The sequence below is a fragment of the Streptomyces glomeratus genome (assembly GCF_021462825.1).
Taxonomy (GTDB): Bacteria; Actinomycetota; Actinomycetes; order Streptomycetales; family Streptomycetaceae; genus Streptomyces; species Streptomyces glomeratus.
Window position 1 is genome coordinate 27,166 of sequence record NZ_JAKEEB010000016.1, and the last position, 21,986, is coordinate 49,151.

General features: G+C 71.0%; 19 protein-coding genes. 9 read left to right on the top strand and 10 right to left on the bottom strand.

Annotated elements, in window-relative coordinates; all coding sequences use genetic code 11:
• The first annotated feature begins 277 nt into the window (after nt 1-277).
• The 3 genes from LZ604_RS19970 to LZ604_RS19980 all read left to right on the top strand — a co-directional run bounded on the left by LZ604_RS19970 (nt 278) and on the right by LZ604_RS19980 (nt 4,204).
• Nucleotides 278-1,705 (top strand): hypothetical protein, encoded by a 1,428-nt coding sequence (locus tag LZ604_RS19970; protein WP_234516761.1) that lies wholly within the window; start codon nt 278-280, stop codon nt 1,703-1,705.
• A gap of 351 nt (nt 1,706-2,056) precedes the next feature.
• Nucleotides 2,057-3,502 carry an alkaline phosphatase PhoX gene (locus tag LZ604_RS19975; protein ID WP_234516762.1) on the top strand — a complete coding sequence of 482 codons (1,446 nt, stop codon included), beginning with the start codon at nt 2,057-2,059 and terminating at the stop codon, nt 3,500-3,502.
• Nucleotides 3,503-3,637: 135 nt separating this feature from the next.
• Entirely contained in the window at nt 3,638-4,204 is a 567-nt protein-coding gene (locus LZ604_RS19980; protein ID WP_234516763.1) for a TetR/AcrR family transcriptional regulator, read from the top strand.
• Nucleotides 4,205-4,260: 56 nt separating this feature from the next.
• Here LZ604_RS19980 and LZ604_RS19985 read toward each other — a convergent pair whose 3' ends face one another.
• The 7 genes from LZ604_RS19985 to LZ604_RS20015 form a co-directional block, all read right to left on the bottom strand.
• Nucleotides 4,261-5,442, bottom strand: a complete 1,182-nt coding sequence (locus LZ604_RS19985; RefSeq protein ID WP_234516859.1) for a TerD family protein — start codon at nt 5,440-5,442, stop codon at nt 4,261-4,263.
• 90 nt (nt 5,443-5,532) lie between these two features.
• Nucleotides 5,533-6,522: a zinc-dependent alcohol dehydrogenase family protein gene (locus LZ604_RS19990; protein WP_234516764.1), complete on the bottom strand. Its 990-nt coding sequence runs from the start codon at nt 6,520-6,522 to the stop codon at nt 5,533-5,535.
• Nucleotides 6,519-7,364 (bottom strand): carbohydrate ABC transporter permease, encoded by an 846-nt coding sequence (locus LZ604_RS19995; protein ID WP_234516765.1) that lies wholly within the window; start codon nt 7,362-7,364, stop codon nt 6,519-6,521. Before LZ604_RS19995 ends, LZ604_RS19990 begins: the two co-directional genes overlap by 4 nt.
• The gene (locus tag LZ604_RS20000; protein ID WP_234516766.1) at nt 7,361-8,296 is read right to left on the bottom strand and encodes a carbohydrate ABC transporter permease; all 936 of its coding nucleotides are present in this window, start codon (nt 8,294-8,296) and stop codon (nt 7,361-7,363) included. Before LZ604_RS20000 ends, LZ604_RS19995 begins: the two co-directional genes overlap by 4 nt.
• Nucleotides 8,293-9,663, bottom strand: a complete 1,371-nt coding sequence (locus LZ604_RS20005) for an ABC transporter substrate-binding protein (RefSeq protein ID WP_234516767.1) — start codon at nt 9,661-9,663, stop codon at nt 8,293-8,295. Before LZ604_RS20005 ends, LZ604_RS20000 begins: the two co-directional genes overlap by 4 nt.
• Nucleotides 9,664-9,741: 78 nt before the next feature.
• The gene (locus LZ604_RS20010; RefSeq protein ID WP_234516768.1) at nt 9,742-10,512 is read right to left on the bottom strand and encodes a DeoR/GlpR family DNA-binding transcription regulator; all 771 of its coding nucleotides are present in this window, start codon (nt 10,510-10,512) and stop codon (nt 9,742-9,744) included.
• A gap of 309 nt (nt 10,513-10,821) precedes the next feature.
• Nucleotides 10,822-11,631 (bottom strand): NAD-dependent epimerase/dehydratase family protein, encoded by an 810-nt coding sequence (locus LZ604_RS20015; RefSeq protein ID WP_234516769.1) that lies wholly within the window; start codon nt 11,629-11,631, stop codon nt 10,822-10,824.
• Nucleotides 11,632-11,934: 303 nt separating this feature from the next.
• Between LZ604_RS20015 and LZ604_RS20020 the strand changes: the two genes are divergently transcribed.
• From LZ604_RS20020 to LZ604_RS20040, 5 genes are all read left to right on the top strand, one after another.
• A complete protein-coding gene (locus tag LZ604_RS20020; RefSeq protein ID WP_234516770.1) occupies nt 11,935-12,876 on the top strand; it encodes a 5-dehydro-4-deoxyglucarate dehydratase in 942 nt (313 codons plus the stop codon).
• Nucleotides 12,873-14,072: a hypothetical protein gene (locus tag LZ604_RS20025; protein WP_234516771.1), complete on the top strand. Its 1,200-nt coding sequence runs from the start codon at nt 12,873-12,875 to the stop codon at nt 14,070-14,072. The genes LZ604_RS20020 and LZ604_RS20025 overlap by 4 nt, the downstream gene beginning before the upstream one ends.
• 166 nt (nt 14,073-14,238) lie before the next feature.
• A complete protein-coding gene (locus LZ604_RS20030) occupies nt 14,239-14,658 on the top strand; it encodes a DUF6010 family protein (protein ID WP_234516772.1) in 420 nt (139 codons plus the stop codon).
• Nucleotides 14,659-14,858: 200 nt separating this feature from the next.
• On the top strand, nt 14,859-15,653 hold the full coding sequence (locus tag LZ604_RS20035) for an HAD family acid phosphatase (RefSeq protein ID WP_234516773.1): 795 nt from the start codon (nt 14,859-14,861) through the stop codon (nt 15,651-15,653).
• A 347-nt stretch (nt 15,654-16,000) separates the two neighbouring features.
• On the top strand, nt 16,001-17,452 hold the full coding sequence (locus LZ604_RS20040; RefSeq protein WP_234516774.1) for an NCS2 family permease: 1,452 nt from the start codon (nt 16,001-16,003) through the stop codon (nt 17,450-17,452).
• Between the two features lie 51 nt (nt 17,453-17,503).
• Here the strand turns inward: LZ604_RS20040 and LZ604_RS20045 are convergent, their stop codons facing one another.
• The 3 genes from LZ604_RS20045 to LZ604_RS20055 form a co-directional block, all read right to left on the bottom strand.
• Complete coding sequence (locus LZ604_RS20045; protein ID WP_234516775.1) at nt 17,504-18,961, bottom strand: peptidoglycan D,D-transpeptidase FtsI family protein; 1,458 nt, start codon at nt 18,959-18,961, stop codon at nt 17,504-17,506.
• Between the two features lie 102 nt (nt 18,962-19,063).
• Nucleotides 19,064-19,537, bottom strand: coding sequence for a GNAT family N-acetyltransferase (locus LZ604_RS20050; protein ID WP_234516776.1), 474 nt, complete (start codon nt 19,535-19,537; stop codon nt 19,064-19,066).
• 1 nt (nt 19,538) lies between these two features.
• Complete coding sequence (locus LZ604_RS20055; RefSeq protein WP_234516860.1) at nt 19,539-20,312, bottom strand: IclR family transcriptional regulator; 774 nt, start codon at nt 20,310-20,312, stop codon at nt 19,539-19,541.
• A 141-nt stretch (nt 20,313-20,453) separates the two neighbouring features.
• Here LZ604_RS20055 and LZ604_RS20060 point away from each other — a divergent pair, with 141 nt between their 5' ends.
• A complete protein-coding gene (locus LZ604_RS20060) occupies nt 20,454-21,983 on the top strand; it encodes an aldehyde dehydrogenase (NADP(+)) (RefSeq protein ID WP_234516777.1) in 1,530 nt (509 codons plus the stop codon).
• Nucleotides 21,984-21,986 lie beyond the last annotated feature (3 nt).

The window sequence follows — 21,986 nt, forward strand, 5'->3', positions numbered from 1 at the left end:
TGGCGGCCGCGACCGGTGGGGCGGTGGCGACGCGCGTAGAAGGCGGTGGATGCCGGTGACGCCCGATGAGCGTCGACCGCATCCCGGTGAACAAGTGTCCGCCGACTTCTACGCGCGTCAATCTCCTGTGTAGCAAGGCCAGTTGTCAAGGTTTCGGCCATGTACGCCGCCCGGCGGGCAGATGAACCGGGCGGCATGGGTGGAAATCCGTCTAGGCTGAGCCGTGTGTTTCGGGGCGCCCCCTCGGTCACTACGTACGTCCAAGGAGACCCAGCCGATGTCAGACAGCTCCCCCTTGCCGCCGGTTCGGCTGCGCTCCGAAGCGGAGCTCGCACGGGACGCGCTCGCCACACCGCTGCTCTCCCGTGCCGCCCGGCTCGCCCGCTGGGCCGGACCGGACACGCGCGTCGGCGGCGGGGGCGAGCTCATCGAGGAGCAGCTGCCCGCCGCGGCCGAGGTGCTCGGGCTGACCGGCGACGACGCCGCCGCCTACGCCGGCGAGGCCTGGCGGACCGCCGTGGACACCGGGCTCGTCGAGATCGTCGACGAGGAGGAGGGGACGGTCACCGCGGGCGCCGAGCTCGCGCTGCTGACCTCCGGAAGCCCGAACGACGTACTCGGTGTGTGGCTCACCGCGCTGGAGACCGTGCTCGCCGACGCGAGCGTGCCCGACCTCGACGGCCTTGTCGACGCCCTGGACGAGGGCAGCGAGATCGACTTCTCCTCCCTCGACTGGGACCCGGAGGCGGAGGCCGAGTTCCTGGACGGTGTGCTCGGCAATCTCTACCTGCTGTCGGTCAGCGCGGAACGGCCCGGCGACGCTCCGGTTCCGCTGCCCGCGCTCGCCGCGTCGATGATCGTGCCCGAGGACATGGGCGAACCCACCAATGACGTCCTTGAGCAGGTGTCGGACGCCATGATGCGGCTCGACGACCAGTTCCGGATGCTCGAGCCGATCGGGCTCGTCGACTTCCAGCCGGTCGACGAGGCCCTGATGGCCGGCGCCGAGGAGGAGCCGGCCGCGCCCGTCGACGAGACGGACGTCAGCCGGTACGGGATGGTGCGGCTCACCCCCCTCGGTCTGTTCGGGATGCGCGAGCGGCTGCGGGAGGCCGGAATGACCGCTCCCGCGGTCGGGGAACTGGCGGACAAGGGCGCGGACGCGATGCTCGACGGCACGTCCGCTTTCCCCCCGGCGGCGGCGCAGGCCGAGACCGAGCAGTGGCTGGTCCGCCGGGAACCGCTCGAGGCCGTACGCGAGTTGCTCGCGGCGGCGCGCGGCTCGGACGCCGGCGCGCCACTGCGCCGGCTGCGCTGTCAGCAGGCGCTGTCCCTGGTCGGGCCGGAGGCCGAGCCCGCGCTGCGCGAGGTGCTGGACGACGCGGAACTGGGCGGCCTGGCGCGGGTCTGGCTCACCGAGCGGGGGGCGGCCGACGTGCCCGCACCCACCGAGGCGATGGTCTTCTGGCTGACCATCGACACCGTGGCCGCACAGCTGGCGGCCGAGGGCAACTCCACGGAGCTTCAGGGACTGGTGGAGGGCCTGGCGGCACAGCACAGCGGTTTCTTCGCCACGGCGTGGCGGGTGGACCATCCGGCGACCCCGGAGGTGCTCGAGGCGATGGGACGCCTGCATCCGGACAAGAAGTTGGCGAAGGAGGCCCGGAAGGCGGCGTTCAAGGCGCGTTCGCAGCACGGGGGTTGAGAGCGCCGGGGGCGCGACCCCCTGGGCGGGCATCCTGCGGTCGGACACAGGCGAACGTCCCGCGGTCGGCCATGGGCGAGCCTCCCACGGTCGGACACAGGCGAACGTCCCGCGGTCGGACGTGGGCGGACATCCTGTCGTGAGGCGGGCGGTCCGCGGACATTGCCGGTGCATGGACCGTCGTTGAGATGCATGCCCGCTTCCTGGGCAGCGCTTGGGGGGTTCATGGAACTGCGTCCCCGGACGTCGGTCCGTGTTCAACCGGCGTTCAGGCCGGGGCGGGACGGTGTGCGCGGCATCGAGGTCCGCCGAGCCACCCCCCGACCGACTTCGCCTTCCCCAGGAGACAGCATGTCGCTCACCCGTAGGGACTTCGCCAGACGGTCCGCGCTCACCGGCGCAGGTATCGCCCTCGCCGGCAGCGTCGGTGCCCTCGCCACCGCTCCGGGCGCGCTCGCCTCCACCGACGCCGAGACCGCGGGCGACCACGAGGAGGACCGCCAGCCCCGCATCGGCTACGGACCGCTCCTCCCCGACCCGGACGGCATCCTCGCGCTGCCCGCCGGCTTCTCGTACCGGATCATCACCTACAGCGGAAAGACCAAGCTGGAGTCCGGGGAGTTCACCCCCTCCAACCACGACGGCACCTCCACCTTCGACGGCCCGCGCGGCGCGACCCTCCTCGTCAACAACCATGAGCTGAAGGGCCCGCGCGCCAAGTGGGCGCACCCCGTGCCGCTCACCGAGGGACTCGTCTACGACCCGGCCGCGTCCGGCGGCTGCACCGTCGTCGAGGTTCGCCACGACCATGTCGCCGAGTGGGTCGGCATCGCGGGCACCTCCACCAACTGTGCGGGCGGCAACACCCCGTGGGGAACGTGGCTCACCTGCGAGGAGACCGAGGACAAGGCCGGCCAGAACGGCATGACCAAGGACCACGGCTATGTCTTCGAGGTCGACCCGGAGGACCGTCGGGCCAACCGCGACCCCAAGCCGATCAAGGCGCTGGGCCGCTACGCCCACGAGGCCGTCGTCGTCGACCCCAAGCGCGGCCACCTCTACCTGACCGAGGACGCGTCCGGCCCGAACGGCCTGCTGTACCGCTGGACCCCGCCCGAGGGCTTCAGCCACGGCCGCGGCAGGCTGCGCACCCTCGCCGACGACGCGGGCCGTCTCCAGGTCTTCAAGTGCTTCGACTCCGGCGGCCGGTACGTGGACGACCTCTCCCGTGCGACGAAGATCGGCACGGTCTACGGCGTCGACTGGGTCGACGTCCCGGACCGTGACGCCAGGACCGTCTCCGTCCGCAAGCAGTTCGCGTCCGGCGAGGTCACCCGCGCCCGCAAGCTGGAGGGCATGTGGTGGGGCGACGGCGGTACGTACATCGTCTCCTCGTTCGCCCGCGAGGAGAGCCCCGTCCAGCACGACGGCCAGGTCTGGTTCTACGACCCCCGGCGCCGCACCCTCACCCTGAAGGTCCTGCTCGGCGTGAACACGGACCCCGCACGGGACGGCGCCTTCGACGGCCCGGACAACATCACCGTCTCGCCGTACGGCGGTCTGGTCATCGCCGAGGACGGCGAGGGCGTCCAGCACCTCTTCGGTGCCACCGACAGCGGCCGCACGTATCCGATCGCACGCAACGAGCTGAACATGGGCTCCGCCGAGGAGCCCGAGTACAGCGAGTTCACGGGCGTCACCTTCTCGCCCGACGGAAAGACCCTGTTCGCCAACATCCAGGAGCCCGGCATCATGCTGGCCATCACCGGCCCCTGGAAGCGCCAGAAGCGCGACTGACATCCGGCGACCGCCAGCCGGTCCGGGCCTCGCCCGGACCGGGTGGCACCGCTTCCGCTCGAGGGAATCGGGGATTGTCTCCGGCCGTTGCCCGATAGGGTACGGCGGGATCCCCGGTTCGCGAGGAGTATCCGGATGTCACAGGTCAGGCCCATGCGAGCGGACGCCCGGCGCAACTACGAGCGATTGCTGAAGGCGGCGGCCGTCGCCTTCGCCGAGCACGGAGAGAACGCGTCGCTCGACGACATCGCCAAGCGGGCGGGAGTCGGATCCGGCACCCTCTACCGGCACTTCCCCACGCGCCAGGACCTCCTGGAGGCGGCCTACCTGGGCCGGATCGAGGCGATCGCGGCCAGGGCCGACGAGCTTGCGGCGGAACTGCCGCCGGGCGAGGCGCTGACGGAGTGGCTGAACGAACTCTGCGTCGGAACCATCCAGGTGCGCGGGCTCAAGGCCCTGGTCGGGTCGGCCGTGGCGGATGGCGGCTCGGCGGCGCTCACGGTCTGCGGCACCTCGATCAAGGGGGCCGCGACGCGTCTGGTGGAGGCGGCGCAGCGGGAGGGGACCCTGCGCCCGGACGTCGAGCCGATCGAGGTCCTGCGGCTGGCGCACGGGGTGGCGACGGCCTCGGAGCTGGCGGACGGGGAGGGCAGGCACATCAGCCGCTATCTGTCGCTGCTGACGGAGGGACTGCGGCCCTGACACCGGCGGGCACACCCTGCGGACCCGAGGGCCCGCAGGGTGGCGTGCGACCGGGCCTACAGGGCCTGCGCCGCCGGGTTCACCATGTTCCGCACCGTGCGCGCCCCGACGAAGTCGCCCATCGCGGTCATGTCCCACTCCCCGGAGAACTGCCGGATCAGCTTCGCCATCATCACGCCCGTCTGCGGCTCGGCGTGCGTGAGGTCGAAGCGGACCAGCTCCTGGCCGGTCGCGGCGTCCACGAGACGGCAGTAGGCCTTGGCGACCTCGGTGAACTTCTGCCCCGAGAAGGAGTTCACCGTGAAGACCAGGCCCGTGACCTCCTGGGGAAGGCGTCCGAGGTCGACCGTGATGACCTCGTCGTCGCCTCCGCCCTCGCCCGTGAGGTTGTCGCCGGAGTGCTTGACCGCTCCGTTCAGAATGGTCAGCTTGCCGAAATAGCAGCTGTCGATGTGATTGCGCTGCGGGCCGTACGCGATGACCGACGCGTCCAGGTCGATGTCCTTGCCGTTGAACGCGGGCTCCCAGCCGAGGCCCATCCTGACCTGCGACAGAAGGGGGCGGCCGCCCTTGACCAGGGACACCGTCTGGTTCTTCTGCAGGCTGACCCGGCCCTTGTCGAGGTTGATCTTCCCCGCGCCCGCGCCCGCGCCCGCGCCGGCGACCGGGGCGGCGACCGTGGCGGGCGGAGCCGGAGGCTGCGTCGCGGGCGCGGGCGGGCTAACGGGCTGCGGAGGCGCGGCCGGCTCCTCCACCGTGACGCCGAAGTCGGTGGCGATCCCCGCCAGCCCGTTCGCATACCCCTGCCCGACCGCGCGGGCCTTCCACACGCCGCCTCTGAGGTAGACCTCCGCGACCACCAGGGCCGTCTCGGTGCCGAGCTGCGGCGGTGTGAACGTGCCCAGGATGCTGTTGTCGTCCGCGTTGCGGATGGTGGCCGTCGGCTCGATGCCCTGGAAGGTCTGGCCCGCGGCGTCGGGGCTCGCCGTGACGACGATCTTCTCGATGCCCGTGGGAACGGCGGCCGTGTCGACCGTGATCGAGTCGGGGCTCGTACCGCCCCCGGAGCGGTAGGTGACGCCCGGGCCCATGGGCTGGTTGTAGAAGATGAAGTCGTCGTCGGAGCGCACCTTGCCGTCGGCGGTGAGCAGCAGGGCCGATACGTCGAGCCGTACCGGGGCGGCGACGTCGACGGTCACGCGGGTGGCTCCGAGCTGGATGTTCGAGCCGGGGGTCATAGCTGTCATGCCCCGTGAACGAGCGAGGCCGCTTTACCGTTCCCTTACCGACGGCCGTATGGCTGAGGCCGTGGACCCCCGGCCCGGCCTCTAGGGCACGACCACGATCTTCCGCCCCACTCCCGCCGCGAACTGCTCCAGCGCCTCCGGGTACCGCTCCAACGGGACACGGTCGCTGATGAACACGTCCGGATCGAGCACCCCGCCCGCGAACAGTTCGGCCGCCCGCTCGAAGCTGTGCAGCACCGCCATCGAACCGGTGATCGTGATCTCCTGGTTGTAGATGCGGTACGGGTCGATCGTGACCCGTGCCGCGTAGTCCGCGACCCCGAACTGCAGGAACGTGCCCGCCTTCGCCACCCGTCCCAGGCCGTCCTGGATCGCCGCCGCGTTGCCGGTGGCGTCCACCACCAGGTCCCAGCCCTGCGGGCGGTCCAGTTCGTCGGCGTTCGCCGCGGTCCCGGTGACACCGAGCCGGCGCGCGGTCTCCAGGCGCGCCGGGTTCACATCCACCACGTCCACGCTCGCCGCGCCGGTGCGCTTGGCCAGTTCCAGCATCATCAGGCCCATCGTCCCGGAACCGTAGATCAGCACATGCGAGCCCAGCTGGGACTTCAGGACGTCGTAGCCGCGCACCGCGCAGGACAGCGGTTCGATCAGTGCCGCGTCCTCGGTGCGCACATGTTCGGGGAGTTTCACACAGTTGGCCACCGGCGCCACCGCGTACCGCGCCGCCCCGCCGGGCGTCGTCACGCCGATCGCGGCCCACCGCTCGCAGAGGTTGTTGTGGCCGGTACGGCAGTAACGGCATTCGTGGCAGTACAGGGACGGGTCCACGGCCACCCGGTCGCCGACCGACACCTCCGTGACCTGTGCGCCGACCCCGACCACCTCGCCCGCGAACTCGTGCCCGGGCACGATCGGCAGCTTGGGTGCGAACTCGCCCTGCAGGATGTGCAGGTCCGTGCCGCACAGTCCGCACGCCGCGACCTCCACGACGACCTCCCGGGCGCCGGGCGCCGGGTCCGGGATCTCCGTGACGACGGCGCGGCCCACGGACTCGATGACGGCGGCCTTCATTTCACGGCTCCCAACGACAGGCCCTGGACCAGCTTGTCCTGGGCGGCGAACCCCGCGGCGAGCACCGGCAGGGAGACGACGAGCGACGCGGCGCACACCTTCGCCAGGAACAGGCCCTGGCTGGTGATGAAGCCGGTCAGGAAGACGGGGGCGGTCTCGGCGACCACGCCCGTCAGGACTCGGGCGAAGAGCAGCTCGTTCCAGCTGAAGATGAAGCAGATCAGGGCGGTCGCCGCGATGCCGGGCAGGGCGATCGGGGCCACCACCCGGGCGAGGATCACCGGCAGGCGCGCTCCGTCCACCCGAGCCGCCTCGATCACCGCGACGGGCACCTCGGCGAGGAAGGACTGCATCATCCACACAGCGATCGGCAGGTTCATGGAGGTGTAGAGGATGACCAGCAGCCAGACGTTGTCGAGCAGTCCGGCGTTCTTGGCGAACAGATAGACGGGCAGCAGGCCCGCCACGGCGGGCAGCATCTTCGTGGACAGGAAGAAGAACAGGACGTCCGTCCACTTCCTCACCGGCCGGATCGACAGCGCGTACGCCGCCGGCAGGGCGAGCAGCAGGACGCACAGCGTCGAGACCAGCGAGGCCACCGTGGAGTTGATCAGCGCCGGCCACGGGCTCGCCCCGCCGCCCGACCCGAAGAACTCGCGGTAGCCGTCCAGGGTGAGGGAGGCGGTGAAGGAGGGCGGGTTGGTCGCCGCGTCCGCCTCCGAGTGGAGGGACGTCAGGGCCATCCACGCGATGGGCAGGAAGAAGACGATGCCGGCCAGCCAGGCCACCAGGCCCAGGCTGCTGCCTCTGCGTACCCGGCGCCGAGGAGCCGTGGTGCTCATGCGCGGGACACCTCCTCGCGGAAGAGGGACGAGACCACGCGCAGGGCGAAGGTCGTGATGATGATCGAGCCGATGACCACCAGGACGCCCGCGGCCGAGGCGAGGCCGTTCTCATGGGCCTGGTAGAAGCTCTGGTACACGGTGTACGGCAGGTTCGCCGTGCCCAGTCCGCCGGACGTGATCGTGAAGACCGCGTCGAAGTTCTGCACGATGTAGATCGAGCCCAGCAGGCCGCCGAGTTCGAGGTAGCGACGCAGGTGGGGCAGGGTCAGATGACGGAAGATCTGCCAGTCGCTCGCGCCGTCGACCCGAGCGGCCTCGATCTGCTGCTGGTCCCGGCTCTGCAGCCCGGCCAGCAGGATCAGCATCATGAACGGCGTCCACTGCCAGACCAGGGAGGCCTCGACCGCGAGCAGCGGGCTGTTGGAGAGCCAGTCCGGCTGGGGGCCGCCCACAGAGTGCAACAACCCGTTGATCAAGCCGTATTCGGGGTTGTAGAGCACATGCTTCCAGAGCAGGGCCGCTGCCACGGGCACCACCAGGAACGGGGCGATGAGCAGGGTGCGGACGACACCCCGGCCGCGGAACCCACGGTCCAGCAGCAGGGCCAGTGCCAGGCCGAGGACCAGGCTGGCCAGCACCACCGCCACCGTGAGCAGCACGGTCGTCCACACCGAGTGGCGCAGGGCCGCGTCGGTCAGCACCTGGCGGTAGTTGTCGACGCCGGTGAAGTGGCGGGCTTTGGGATAGAGGGCGTTCCAGTCGAAGAAGGAGATCACCAGCGTGGCCACGAACGGCAGCTGGGTCACCACGATCATGAAGACCAGGGCCGGCAGCAGCGGGGCCCGGGTGGCCCAGGCGCGCAGCCGGGCCGAGGGTTGTTTCACCGCCCGCACGGGGGCGGTCGTGAGGGGAGCCGTCGTCGCTGTCATCGTCCCTCGTACTCCTTGGAGATCTTCTCGGCGAGCTGCTGGGACTTCTTCAGGGCCGCGCCTGTGGACTGGCGCCCGGCGATGGCCGCGCTGATCTCCTGGGAGACCCTGGTGCCGAGGTCGGTGAACTCGGGGATGCCGACGAACTGGATGCCGGGCGCGGGGCGCGGCTGCACGCCGGGGTCCTTCGGGCGGGCGCTCTCGATGGCCTGCCTGGTCATCTCCTGGAAGGCGGCGGCCGACCTGCGGTAGTCGGCGTTCGTGTACGTCGACGCCCGCTTGCCCGCCGGGACGTTCGGCCAGCCGCTCGTCCGGCCGACCAGCTGCTCATAGCCCTTGCTCGAGGCCCAGGACACGAACTTCCAGGCCTTGTCGGGATTGCGGGAGGCCTTCTGGATGCCCCAGGCCCAGGTGTAGAGCCAGCCGGACGAGTCCGTCCTCTCCACGGGGGCGGGGGCGTAGCCGAGCCTGCCCTTGACCGGTGAGCCGGCCGCCTCCAGCAGTCCGGCCGCTGATGTGGCGTCGTACCACATGGCGACCTTGCCCTGGGTCATGTCGTTGAGGCACTCGGCGAAGCCGGACTGGGCCGCGCCGGACTCGCCGTGGCTGCGGACGAGGTCGACATAGAACTTTGTCGCCTTCTCGAACTCGGGGGAGTCGAGACGGGCCTTCCAGTCCTTGTCGAACCAGGTGCCGCCGAAGGTGTTCACGACGGTGGTGAGCGGTGCCATCAGCTCGCCCCAGCCGGGCAGCCCGCGCAGGCAGATGCCTTTCATACCGGGCTGCGCGCCGTCCGCCTTCGCGGCGAGGCCGGCCACCTGCCGCCAGGTGGGGTGCGCGGGCATCGTCAGGCCCTTCGCGGCGAATACGTCCTTGCGGTACATCAGGAAGGACGACTCACCGTAGAAGGGCTGGCCGTAGAGCCTGCCGTCGTCGCCGGTGAGGGACTGGCGCATGGGCTTGAGGACGTCCTGCTCGTCGTAGGCCGGGTCCCTGGCTGTGTACGAGTCCATCTCGTGCAGCCATCCGTTGCGGGCGTAGATCGGTATCTCGTAGTTGGACAGGGTGGCGACGTCGTACTGCCCCGCCTGGTTGGCGAAGTCCTGGCTGATCTTGTCGCGGACGTCGTTCTCGGGCAGGACGGTGAAGTTCACCTTGATGCCGGTCTCCTTGGTGAAGTTCGCGGCGGTGAGCTTCTGCAACTCCACCATCTGAGGGTTGTTGACCATCAGGACGTCGAGGGAGTCGCCGCCTGAACCGGAGCCGCCCGCACCGACCCAGCAGCCGGAGATCAGCGGGGCGAGCAGCGTCCCTGCGGCGGCCGTGGCGAGCATGGCTCGCGGCCTTCGTCGGCTCTGGGTTCGCATGGATCGCTCCTGGATGTATCGGGATACAAGGGGCGCTCATCGGGACGGAGCGGCCCTGTGGGTGGGCGGGTTCGACGCTCAGACCCGGATGACCTGAGGGCCCAGCAGGGAGTAGCGGTGGGCCTCGGCGGCCGGCAGCAGCGTGCTCGTCACGATCGCCTCCAGCGCGCCGACCTCGGCGAACCGGCAGAAGCTGACCGCCCCGAACTTGGTGTGCACGCCCGCGAAGACGGTGCGACGTGCGGCACGGATGGCCTGGGCCTTGACCTCGCTGACCGCGGGGTCGGGGGTGGTCAGGCCGTGTTCGCGGGAGATGCCGTTGGCGCCGATGTAGGCGAGGTCGACCACGAAGCCGGCCAGCATCTTGGTCGTCCAGTGGTCGACCGTCGCCAGCGTGCCGGCGCGGACCCGCCCGCCGAGGAGCAGGACCGACACGTTCCCGGACCCGGCGAGGGCGCCCGCGACCGGAAGCGACGCGGTGACCACGGTCAGCGGCCGGTCCGCCGGCAGGGCCTCGGCGATCAGCTGGGGGGTGAACCCCTCGTCCACGAAGACCGTCTCGGCGTCCCCCAGCAGCTCGGCCGCGGCGGCCGCGATCCGGCGCTTCTCGGGCACATGACTGGTGGCGCGGAAGGCGAGGGTCGTCTCGAAACCGGCGCTCTCCACGGGATAGGCGCCGCCGTGCGTACGGCGGACGAGCCCGTGGTCCTCCAGGGCACGCAGATCGCGTCGGACGGTCTCCTTGGCCACGCCCAGTTCCGCGGCGAGTGTGGTGACGTCGACCGAGCCCGTGCGGCGGGCGGCCCTGACGATCTCGCGCCGGCGTTCTTCCGTGGTCCTCGTCGTCATCGTCGCCTCCCGCCTTGAATCCGCTGTTCCGCGTGGCCGGGTCTCGCCATGGCTTGTTCCGTTCCTGGGAGCTCCGGCCGGTGCCCGTTCGGGCCCGGTGGGGCCCTTGGGGGCTTTTCTACAGCGGGTGTGCGGTGGTGACCAGGTCTGTTCCCTGCCCGTGTGTGCCCGATCCCGCCCGTTCGGCGGATGCGGTGCCCGTCGCGGACCTGCGCCGGAGCGCGGTGGCCGGTGGGATCGGGCAGCCCGCGTGCCCGGCGTGCGGGGCGGGCGGGCCCGTTCGGTGCCCGCCCGCCCCGGAGGGCCGGGTCAGTACGGCCAGATCGGCGGGTCGGTGACGAAGTGGCCGCCGAGGTACGCGTGCGCCGGGTTGCCCGGGTCCAGCTCGCCCTGCTCGGCGATCAGCTCGGCGGCGTAGGGCTCGGAGTCGTCCTGCGGCTCGTAGCCGAGCGCCCGTGCGCTGGTGAGGTCCCACCACAGGCGGGTGTTGGCGGAGGAGCCGTGGACGACGGTGTGTCCGACGTTCTCGGCGGTCAGGGCGGCGTGGAAGAGGCGGGCGCCGTCCCCGGGGCTCATCCAGACGGAGAGCATGCGCACGCTGGTCGGCTCGGGGAAGCAGGAGCCGATGCGCACCGAGACCGTCTCCAGGCCGTGCTTGTCCCAGTAGAACTGGGCGAGGTCCTCACCGAAGGACTTCGACAGTCCGTAGAAGGTGTCCGGGCGGCGCGGGGTGCAGACCGGGATCAGCGGGTCGTCGCCCCGGGGGCGCGGGGTGTAGCCGACCGCATGGTTGGAGGAGGCGAACACGACCCGGCGCACGCCCTCCTCGCGCGCCGCCTCGTACAGGTGGTACGTGCCCTCGATGTTCGCCTTGAGGATCTTCTCGAACGTGGACTCCAGGGAGATGCCCGCGAGATGGATGATCGCGTCGACGCCCCGCACGGCCTCCCGCAGAGCGTCCCGGTCGGCGAGGTCCGCGGTGATCGCGTCCGGCTCGTCCTCGATCGGCCTGAGGTCCAGAAGCCGCAGCTCGTAGCCGTACCGGGGCAGCAGTCCCCGCATCAGGGTGCCGAGTCCGCCGGCGGCGCCGGTGAGCAGAACGGTACGGGGAGCGGGCATCCTCGAGATCTCCTTGTTCTCCGGTTCGTTCGCCTCCGGGGCGCCGGCGCGCCCCTCCGGCCCACTCACAGGCCGCACTCATGTACAGAATTCACACTCGTGGACACGCTAGGGAGCCGCGAACCGGCCCGTCAAGTGTCGCGCGCCGACGTGGAATACGCCTCCCTATTGCCGGTTTGCGCGCTTGACCCGCCCCGAGGTGGCGCCCTAACGTAGACGCGTTCAGACATATGGACACGGATCAGAAACGTGTACCTATCCGGGACCGTTGCACGTGTCCGCGCCTGTTCAAAGGGAGAGCCCGTGACGTCAGCCCCTCTCGCCGCTCGGCTCAGCATCCCCAGCGGGCCGTTGTTCTTCCCCGTGACCGCGTACGGACCCGACGGCTCCCTCGCCCTCGACGCCTACCGCGCGCATGTGCGCAAGGGCGTCGAGGCGGGCGCCGCCGCCGTCTTCGCCTGCTGCGGCACCGGCGAGTTCCACGCGCTCACTCCCGAGGAGTTTCAGGACTGCGTACGGGCGGCCGTCGAGACGGCCGACGGGCGGGTGCCGGTCGTGGCGGGCACCGGATACGGGACCGCGCTCGCGGTGCGCTACGCGCGGCTCGCCGAGGCGGCCGGGGCCGACGGACTGCTCGCCATGCCGCCCTATCTGGTGGTCGCCGGTCAGGAGGGTCTGCTGCGGCACTACCGGGAACTGGCCGCGGCGACCTCGCTGCCGGTCGTCGTCTACCAGCGCGACAATGCCGTCTTCACCCCCGAGAGCGTGGTCGAACTGGCCCACACGGACGGTGTCATCGGCATCAAGGACGGACTCGGCGACCTGGACCTCATGCAGCGCATCGTCAGCGCCGTACGAACCGAGGTCCCCGGCGACTTCCTCTGCTTCAACGGGCTGCCGACCGCCGAACAGACCCAGCTCGCCTACCGCGGCATCGGCATCACGCTGTACTCGTCCGCGGTGTTCTGCTTCGTCCCCGAGATCGCCCTGGCCTTCCACAAGGCGCTGAACGCCGGCGACGACACCACCGTCCACCGCCTCCTCGACGGCTTCTACCGCCCGTTCGTCGAACTGCGCGCCGAGGGTCTCGGCTACGCCGTCTCGCTCGTCAAGGCGGGCGTCCGGCTGCGCGGTCTGGACGTCGGCGAGGTACGGCCGCCGCTGCACGAGCCGAGCGAGGAGCACATCGAACGGCTCGCCCGCCTCGTCGACCGCGGCCACGCCCTGCTGCGGGAGGGCATGTGAGGTCGTCGGCGTTCCTCTACCCCTGGGACATCGCCGGTGACCCGGAAGCGGCGGACCGCGTCGCCGCGCTCGGCGTACGCCAGGCGACGCTCGCGTCCGCCTACCACTCCACGCGCGCCCTCACGCCCCGCCATCCGCGCCACCGCGTCGTGACGGCCCGTCACGCCGCCGTGTTCTATCCGCCGGACGCCCGTTGGGACGGCCGCGCCCTGCGGCCGTACCCCGCCGGGGACTGGGCTCCGGGCGACGCCTTCGGCGAGGCGGCGAAGGCGCTCACCGAGGCCGGCCTCGACGTGCACACCTGGGTGGTGCTGGCGCACAACTCCCGCCTGGGGGAGGAGCATCCGTCCACCTCGGTCGTCAACGCCTACGGCGACCGCTACCCGTGGGCGCCGTGCATCGCGCAACCGGGCACCCGCGCGTACCTGGTGGACCTCGCGGCCGAGGCGGCCGTGCGGCCGGGCGCCCGCGGCACCGAGCTGGAGTCGCTCGGCTGGTACGGCCTCGCCCATCTGCACGCCCACGACAAGACCGGCGGGGTGGGGCTCGGGGAGGCCGGACAGTACCTGATGTCGCTGTGCTTCTGCGCCGTGTGCCGCGAGGGCTACGCGACGCGGGGCCTGGTCGCCGACGAGCTCGCGACGGCGGTGCGGGCCGCGCTGGAACCCCTCTGGCGCGGGGCGCCCTCCGGCGGGGGCGGCGCCCGGGCGGGCGAGGCCGGGAGCGGGGGAGGGTGGACGGGAGTCGAGAGGCTCCTCGGCGAGACCAGGGCGGCCGCCACGCGCGCGTGGCGCGACCACATGGCCCGCACCCTCCAGGAGGCGGCGGTGACGGCGGTCCGCGCGGTGGCGCCCGAGGGCTTCCAGGTGCTGCTGCACGCGGACCCGGCGTCGTACCACTGCGGGGCGAACGCGGGCGTCGACCCCGCGCACATCCTGTCCTTCGCGGACGGGGTGGTGGTGCCCTGCACGGGCGGCGCGGGCCTGCTGACGCCGTTCGCGGACCAGTGCCGGGACGGCGCCGTCCTCGCGGCCAATCTCACCGTGGTCTCCGGCATGGGAGGCAGCCCGGCGACGCTGGAGCGGGACGCGAGGGCGGCGGCGGAGCTGGGTGCCACGCAGCTGCGGCTCTATCACGCCGGCCTGGCGTCCGACGGCGACCTGGAGGCCGTACGGACGGCGCTCGCCGTGCTCTGAGCCGGTGCCACGGCCGCCGGCACCGCCGCGCCCGGGCCGCCGGACGGGAACCCGTTGGAACCTGTCGGTAATGCCCCTGGGGTGTGCCGGCACGCGGTCCTAACGTGGGTGTCCGTTCCCGCGCAGGCCGGCCGCGCAGCCCGCACGACTCCAGGAAGAGGCACCCATGCAGTACGTCACGCCGGTCGTCATCGGCGTTCTCTACGCGCTCCTCAACTCCGTTCTCCGTGAACCGCACCGGAGGCACTTCAACGCGCTGATGATCGCCGGCGCGGGCGCCGTCTACATCGGCGGCGGCGGCCTCGGCGGCTGGGAGTTCGCGTTCACCGCGCTCCTCACCTACGTCGCCTACCGGGGCCTGGAGTCGTGGACCTTCATCGGCATCGGCTGGCTGCTGCACACCGCCTGGGACGTCGTGCACCATCTCAAGGGCAGCCCCATCATCCCCTTCGGGCACGACTCGTCGCTGGGCTGCGCGATCTGTGACCCGGTGATCGCCCTGTGGTGTCTTCGCGGTGGGCCCTCGCTGCGCGACCTCGTGCGCGGCGGGCGGCCCGCCGCCGCCCCCGATCGGACGGCCGCCTGAGGGACGCGCGACGTCCCATGGTGCCCGGTCACCGGCGGGGCCAAGTCCGCGGCTGCGGCGCCGACATGCGGAGGCACCGGGACGACAAGCGCGCTCGCCCGCCGGGTGCCCCGGGCACCGGCCCGTCACATCGGCCAAAAAGGTATCGATCACGCAACGAGCCTCGCGCTCGGAGGGGTGACGCGCGTAGAAAACCTGTCATGCATAAGCCACTTCGCATCGCGGCCCTCGTCGCCGCCTGTGCCCTCGCCGGCGGTGCCCTGTACGGCGCCGGCGCGGCCACCGCCGGTCAGTCGACGGCGAACTCCACCCACGAGCCCTACAACATCGGGCTCCTGGTCAAGGACATCGACACCTACTACGGGGCCACCCTCGACAGCAACGGCGTCTACCAGGCGTCCGCTGACAGCCCGTACGCCCAGGACCTGGCCCGGATCGAGTCCGACGCCAAGCGCTACATCGACAGGGCGGCCCGCAAGGCGCACCGCCACGGCGAGAAGCCGGCGGTCGTGTTCGACATCGACGACACGCTGCTGCTCAGCCTCGACTACGAGAAGAAGACCAACTACACGTACAACTCGACCACTTGGGCCGAGTACGTGGCCAAGGCCGACCGCCCGGCCGTCCCCGGCACCCCGGCGCTCGTCCGGTACGCCGAGAACAAGGGCGTCGAGGTCTTCTACAACTCGGGCCTCAAGGAGTCGCAGCGCTCCGCGGCCGTGGCGAACCTGAAGAAGGTCGGCGCCGACATCAACCTCGACGCCGAGCACATGTTCCTCAAGAACGCGGACAACCCGCCGTCCTACCTCAAGGACTGCGCCACTCCGGGCACCTGGACCTGCACGACCGTCCAGTACAAGTCCGGCACCCGCGAGCACATCGAGGACCTCGGGTACGACATCATCGCCGACTTCGGCGACCAGTACTCGGACCTCGACGGGGGCCACGCCGACAAGACGTACAAGCTGCCGAACCCGACGTACTTCGTCGGCTAGGCCCCTCCACGGGCCCGAACGGACCTGATCGATTCAACGGGCCCATCCGGGCGAACGCCCCCGCCGGTCGTCACCGGCGGGGGCGTTCCTGCTGTCCGGCCGAGGGGGGCTCAGGCCGGCAGCTCCGCCCGGTAGGACGGCAGCGGCGCGGCGGGGGTTGCCCGCGCCACCCACGTTCTTCCGGTGTGGAGACGCGGGCGCGGAGACACGGTCCGCGGAGACACGGGGCGCGGACGCATCCGGACCGAGCTTGACCCGTAACACGAAGAAAACCTGAAACGGGTTCACCGGGGGAACAATCCAGCCAGCATCCCGCACCGGTTCCCCAGGCAACGAGGAGTGTCGCCATGCCCGACAGACAGCAGGTGGCCGAACGGTCGAACACCGCACCCCCCGAAGTGAACGGTTTCGACCGGTTCTTCAGGATATCGGAGCGAGGCTCCACCTTCGGCCGTGAGATACGCGGCGGCTTCGCCACGTTCTTCACCATGGCCTACATCCTTGTCCTGAATCCGATCATCCTGGGCAGCGGGAAGGACAAGTTCGGCCATCACCTGGACGCGGGCCAACTGGTCACCGCGACCGCACTGGTCGCCTGTGTGATGACCGTGGTCATGGGTGTCGGCGGCAATCTGCCGCTCGCCATCGCCGCGGGCCTCGGCCTCAACGCGGTCGTCGCCTTCCAGCTCGCCCCGCTGATGAGCTGGGCCGACGCCATGGGCCTGGTCGTCATCGAGGGCGTGCTGATCTGTGTCCTGGTCGTCACCGGACTCCGGGAAGCGATCATGAATGCGATCCCGCAGCAGCTCAAGCAGGCCATCGGTGTCGGTATCGGCCTCTTCATCGCGTTCATCGGCTTCGTCGACGCCGGGTTCGTCAGCCGCATCCCGGACGCAGCCCACACCACGGTGCCGGTGCAGCTGGGTGCCGTCGGGCGGCTGACCGGCTGGCCCGTGCTGGTGTTCTGCCTCGGTGTGCTGCTGACCATCGCCCTGCTCGCGCGCAGGGTCAAGGGCGCGATCCTGATCAGCATCGTGACCATGACGGTCGTCGCCATCGTCATCGACTCCGTGGCCGGCATCACGAACTGGGGCCTGACCACCCCCAAGGTGCCCGACAAGATCGTGGCCACCCCCGACTTCGGACTCCTCGGCCACTTCAGCCTGTTCGGCGCCTTCGGGAAGGCCGGTGCGCTCACCGTCGTCCTGCTGGTCTTCACCCTGATCCTGTCGGACTTCTTCGACGCGATGGGCACCATCGTCGGCATCAGCGCGGAGGCGGGGCTGCTCGACGAGAACGGCAAGGTGCCGGGCATCGGCCGGGTCCTGTTCATCGACGGTGCCGCCGCTGTGGCCGGTGGTGTCGCCTCCGGTTCGTCCAACACCGCTTACATCGAGTCGGCGGCCGGCGTCGGCGAGGGGGCCCGCACCGGCTTCGCCAACCTGATCACCGGCGGTCTCTTCGGCCTCGCGCTGTTCCTCACCCCGCTGCTGACCATCGTGCCGCTGCAGGCGGCGGCGCCCGCCCTGATCGCCGTGGGCTTCCTGATGATGACGCACGTCAAGCACATCGACTGGGACCGGTACGAGATCGCCATCCCGGCCTTTCTGACCATCGCCGCCATGCCGTTCACGTACTCCATCACCGACGGCATCGGTGCCGGCTTCGTGTCGTACGTCGTCATCAAGGCGGTTCTCGGCAAGTCCAGGGAGGTCAACTGGCTGCTGTGGGCCGTGTCGGCGCTGTTCCTCGTGTACTTCGCGATCGATCCGGTGGAACAGATCCTCGGCGTCAAGTGAGCCGGGGAGCCCCGGTGGGGACGAGCCCGGCCGGGGCCGTCCCCACCGGCTCTAGTTCTTCAGAGCCGCCTGCATCATGGCCCTGGCGACCGGTGCCGCCAGCCCGTTGCCGCTGACCTCCGACCGCGCCGCGTCCGACTGCTCGACCATCACCGCGACGGCGACCTCCTTGCCGTTCGTGTCGGACTTCGCGTACGACGTGAACCAGGCGTACGGCGTCTTGCTGTTGTTCTCGCCGTGCTGGGCCGTCCCCGTCTTGCCGCCCACCGTCGCGCCGGGGATCCGCGCATTCGTGCCGGTTCCCCGCTCGACCACCGTCCGCATCGCGGACCGCAGCTGCTCGGCGGTCGACGAGCTGACGATCCGCCGGCTCTCGGGGCTGTCGTCGTAGTCCTTCAGCACATCGCCACCACTGTCGGTGATCTGCGCGACCATATGCGGCGACACCAGCTTTCCGTCGTTGGCTATCGCCGCCGACACCATGGCCATCTGCAGCGGGGTCGCCGTGACGTCGAACTGCCCGATGCCCGACAGGGCCGTCTGCGCCTGGTCCATGCCCTTCGGGTACACGCTCGGGTACGCGCGCACCGGCACGTCCTGCCGGTCGTCGTCGAAGCCGAACCTCTCGGCCATCGCCCTGACCTTGTCCTGGCCGAGGTCGACGGCCATCCTGCCGAAGACGTTGTTGCACGAGTAGCGCAGGGCCACGCGGATCGAGGCGTTCGTGCAGGGGGCGTCGGGGTTCTCGTTGGACAGGGCGCGGGTCGTGCCCGGCAGGGTGTAGGGGTCCGGGCTGTTCGTCTTCTGGTCCACCGAGGAGTACAGCCCGTCCTCCAGCGCGGCCGCCGCGACGACCAGCTTGAACGTCGAGCCGGGTGGGAGCGGCTGGCGCAGCGCACGGTTGGTGAGCGGTTTGCCCGGGTCGGCGTTGAGCTGCTTCCAGGCCGCCCCGGCGGTGTCGGCGTCGGTCAGTGCCGACGGGTCGTAGGACGGGGTCGACACGACCGCGAGGATCCGGCCGGTGGTGGGGTCGATGGCCACGGCGGCGCCCTTTTTGTTCCCCAGTGCCCGGTAGGCCGCCTTCTGGACGTCCGGGTCGACCGTCGTCACCACGTTGCCCGGCCCGGCCCGCTTGCCGGTGAGGGCGTCCATGGCGGTCTTCAGCCGGCTGTCCGTGCCGTTGAGCACGTCCTGGTAGATGCCCTCCAGCTGGGTCGGCGCGTAACTCTGCGAGGCATAGCCCGTCACCGCCGCGTACAGCGTGCCGTCCGTGTACGTGCGTTTGTACGCGAGGTCGCTGCCGTCGGTGCGCGCCGAGCCCGTGATCGACCGGCCGGCCACGATGATGTTCCCGAGCGGGGCCGCGTAGGTGTCGATCGCGTTCCGCCGGTTGTCCTTGTCATCCGCGAGCGCCTTGCCGTCGTAGAACTGCACCCAGGTGGCTCTGACCAGCAGAGCGAACACGAGGAGCAGTGCGAAGACCGAGGCGCGCCTGATCGTCTTGTTCATCCCGTCCAGGAGACGTACGGGAACGTGTGGATCGTTCCCTTCCGCCCCGTTTTCTCATCGGGACTTCATGAACGGGGACCGGCGCTCAGCCCTTCAGGACGCTCAGCCCTTCAGGACGAGGACGACCTCCTCGATCTCCTCGCCACGGGCCTGGGCGTACTCCCTGGCCCGGGCCGCCTCCTCGAAGCCGCACTTGCGCAGCACCCGGCCGGAGGCCACGTTGTCGGCCGCCGCCCGGGCGTACAGCGGGCGCTCCGGCACCTGCTCGAGGAGCATCCGCAGGGCGGCCGTCGCGATGCCCCGGCCCCAGTGGGCGCGGTCGATCCAGTACGTGACCTCGCGCTCGCCCGGCTCGCCGTACACCGCCGCGCTGCCCACGACGTCACCGTCCGCCAGCACCGTCCGCACGTCGACGTCACGGGAGCGCCGCAGCCGTGCCCAGTGGGCCTCGAATCCGGCCGGATCGGCCAGGTCCTCCGGGGTGAACGCGGCCATCCGGAGCGCCACGGGGTCGTTCATCTGGCGCTGGAAGGCCGGAAGGTCGCTGTCGTGGACCTCGCGCAGCGCGACCTCCATGTCACAGCCTCCGCGTCGCCAGCGTCAGCCGGTCCCGGGCATCGAACAGCGCATCCTTGATCATCTGTTCGTGGGCCGGGGTCAGCCGGGCCACCGGGACGGAGCAGCTGATCGCGTCGCGGGCCGGGGTGCGGTAGGGGATGGCGACCCCGAAGCAGCGCAGCCCGAGCGTGTTCTCCTCGCGGTCGACGGCGAAGCCCTGCTCGCGGACCTGGTGCAGCTCCTCTATGAGCTTCTCCCGGTCCGTGATGGTGTGTTCGGTGAGCGCGGGGAGCGTCTCGGGGAGCATCTTGCGGACCTGCTCGTCCGTGAAGGTGCTCAGCAGCGCCTTGCCCAGCGAGGTCGAGTGGGCGGGCAGCCGGCGGCCGACCCGGGTGAACGGCCGCAGGTAGTGCTGCGACTGGCGGGTCGCGAGGTACACCACGTTCGTGCCGTCCAGCCGCGCCAGGTGGATCGTCTCCGTCGTGTCGTCCGACAGCCGGTCCAGGGTGGGCCGGGCCGCCGCCACCACCTCGTCCCCGTCGATGTAGGAGGTGCCCACCAGCAGCGCCCGCACCCCGATCCCGTAGCGCGTGCCGGTCGCGTCCGTCTCCACCCAGCCCAGCTCCACGAGCGTGCGCAGCAGCATGTACAGGCTGGACTTCGGGTACCCCACCGCCTCCTGCACCGCGGCCAGGGAGTGCATGCCGGGGCGGCCGGCGAAGTACTCGAGCAACTCGACCGTCCGCACCGCGGACTTGACCTGTGCTCCGCCGCCTGTCTCGCCTGCCGACATCGCCCTTGACCCTTCGTTCGACGGGAAGCCGGAGATATAGTCTCCGAGCAGCATATTCATCATCAGAGACGCCGTTCAGTATATCGAACGACTCTGATGGGCGGCGGACGAACTGCGGCATGACATCTGGAGGGACCCGAGGTGGCAGCAGCACCAGTCTGGAGTGTCGACCCCCGTACCGGGAAGCAGCGTGACCAGGTTGCGGTGGAGGCCACCGCCCAGGCCGTGGACGCCGCCGTCCGCGCGGCCCACGCCGCGCGCGGAGCCCTCGCCGACCGCACGGTGCGCTCCGCCTTCCTGCGCACCGCGGCCGAACGGCTCCAGGCCGCGGGGGAGGGGCTCGTCGAGACCGCCGACGCGGAGACCGCGCTGGGCCCGGCCCGTCTCACCGGCGAACTCGCCCGGACCTGCTACCAGTTGCGGGCGTTCGCGGACATCGTCGACGAGGGCGCCTTCCTCGACGTGATCATCAACCACCCCGACGACACGGCCACCCCGCCGATCCCCGACCTGCGCCGCTACAAGGTCCCGCTGGGCGTCGTCGCGGTCTACTCCGCCTCCAACTTCCCCTTCGCCTTCTCGGTCGCCGGCGGTGACACCGCGAGCGCGCTGGCGGCCGGCTGCCCGGTGGTGGCCAAGGCCCACCCGGACCACCCCGCCCTGTCCGAGCAGGTCGCGAGGACCCTGCGCGGGGCCGCCGCCGAGCACGGGATCCCCGAGGGCGTCCTCGGCCTCGTCCACGGCTTCGAAGCGGGCGTGGAGCTGGTCGGGCATCCGCTGGTCGCGGCGGCCGGGTTCACCGGTTCCGTGCGCGGCGGCCGCGCGCTCTTCGACGCGGCGGCCGCGCGCCCCGTGCCGATCCCCTTCCACGGCGAGCTGGGCTCGCTCAACCCGGTCATGGTCACCGAGGCGGCGGCCGCCGAGCGCGCCGAGGCGATCGGGGCGGGGCTCGCCGGCTCCATGACCCTGGGCGTCGGCCAGTTCTGTGTGAAGCCCGGTCTGGTTCTCGCCCCCGCCGGCGCGGCGGGCGACCGGCTGGTGAAGTCCCTGACGGATGCCGTGGGCGGCGTCGAGGCGGGGTTCCTGCTGGACCACCGCATGCGCGACACCTTCCTCGCCGGGGTCGCCGAGCGCGCCGGACTGCCGGACGTGGAGGCCCCGGTGATGCCGGGTGCGGGCGGCGAGCACACGGTGAGGCCGGGCTTCCTGACGGTCCCGGCCGGGAGGCTGACCGCCGAGGGCGCCTGGGACCTGCTGCTCGAGGAGTGCTTCGGCCCGGTCACGGTGGTGGCCCGGTACGAGGACGAGGCCCAGGCGAACACCGTGCTGTCCCGGCTCCCCGGCAACCTCACGGCCACCGTGCACCTGTCCACGGAGGAGGCCGCCGGTGAGGGCCGCGGCGCGGAGATCCTCGCGGAGCTGACCCCGCTCGCGGGCCGCGTCCTGGTGAACGGCTGGCCCACGGGGGTGGCGGTGGCGCCCGCCCAGCACCACGGCGGTCCCTACCCGGCGACGACCTCCACGTCCACGTCGGTCGGCGGCACGGCCATCGAGCGGTGGCTGCGGCCCGTCGTCTACCAGGGCGCCCCCGAGGCGCTGCTGCCACCGGAGCTGCGGGACGACAACCCGCTGGGACTGCCGCGGCGGTTCGACGGGCTTCTGGAGCGCTGACGG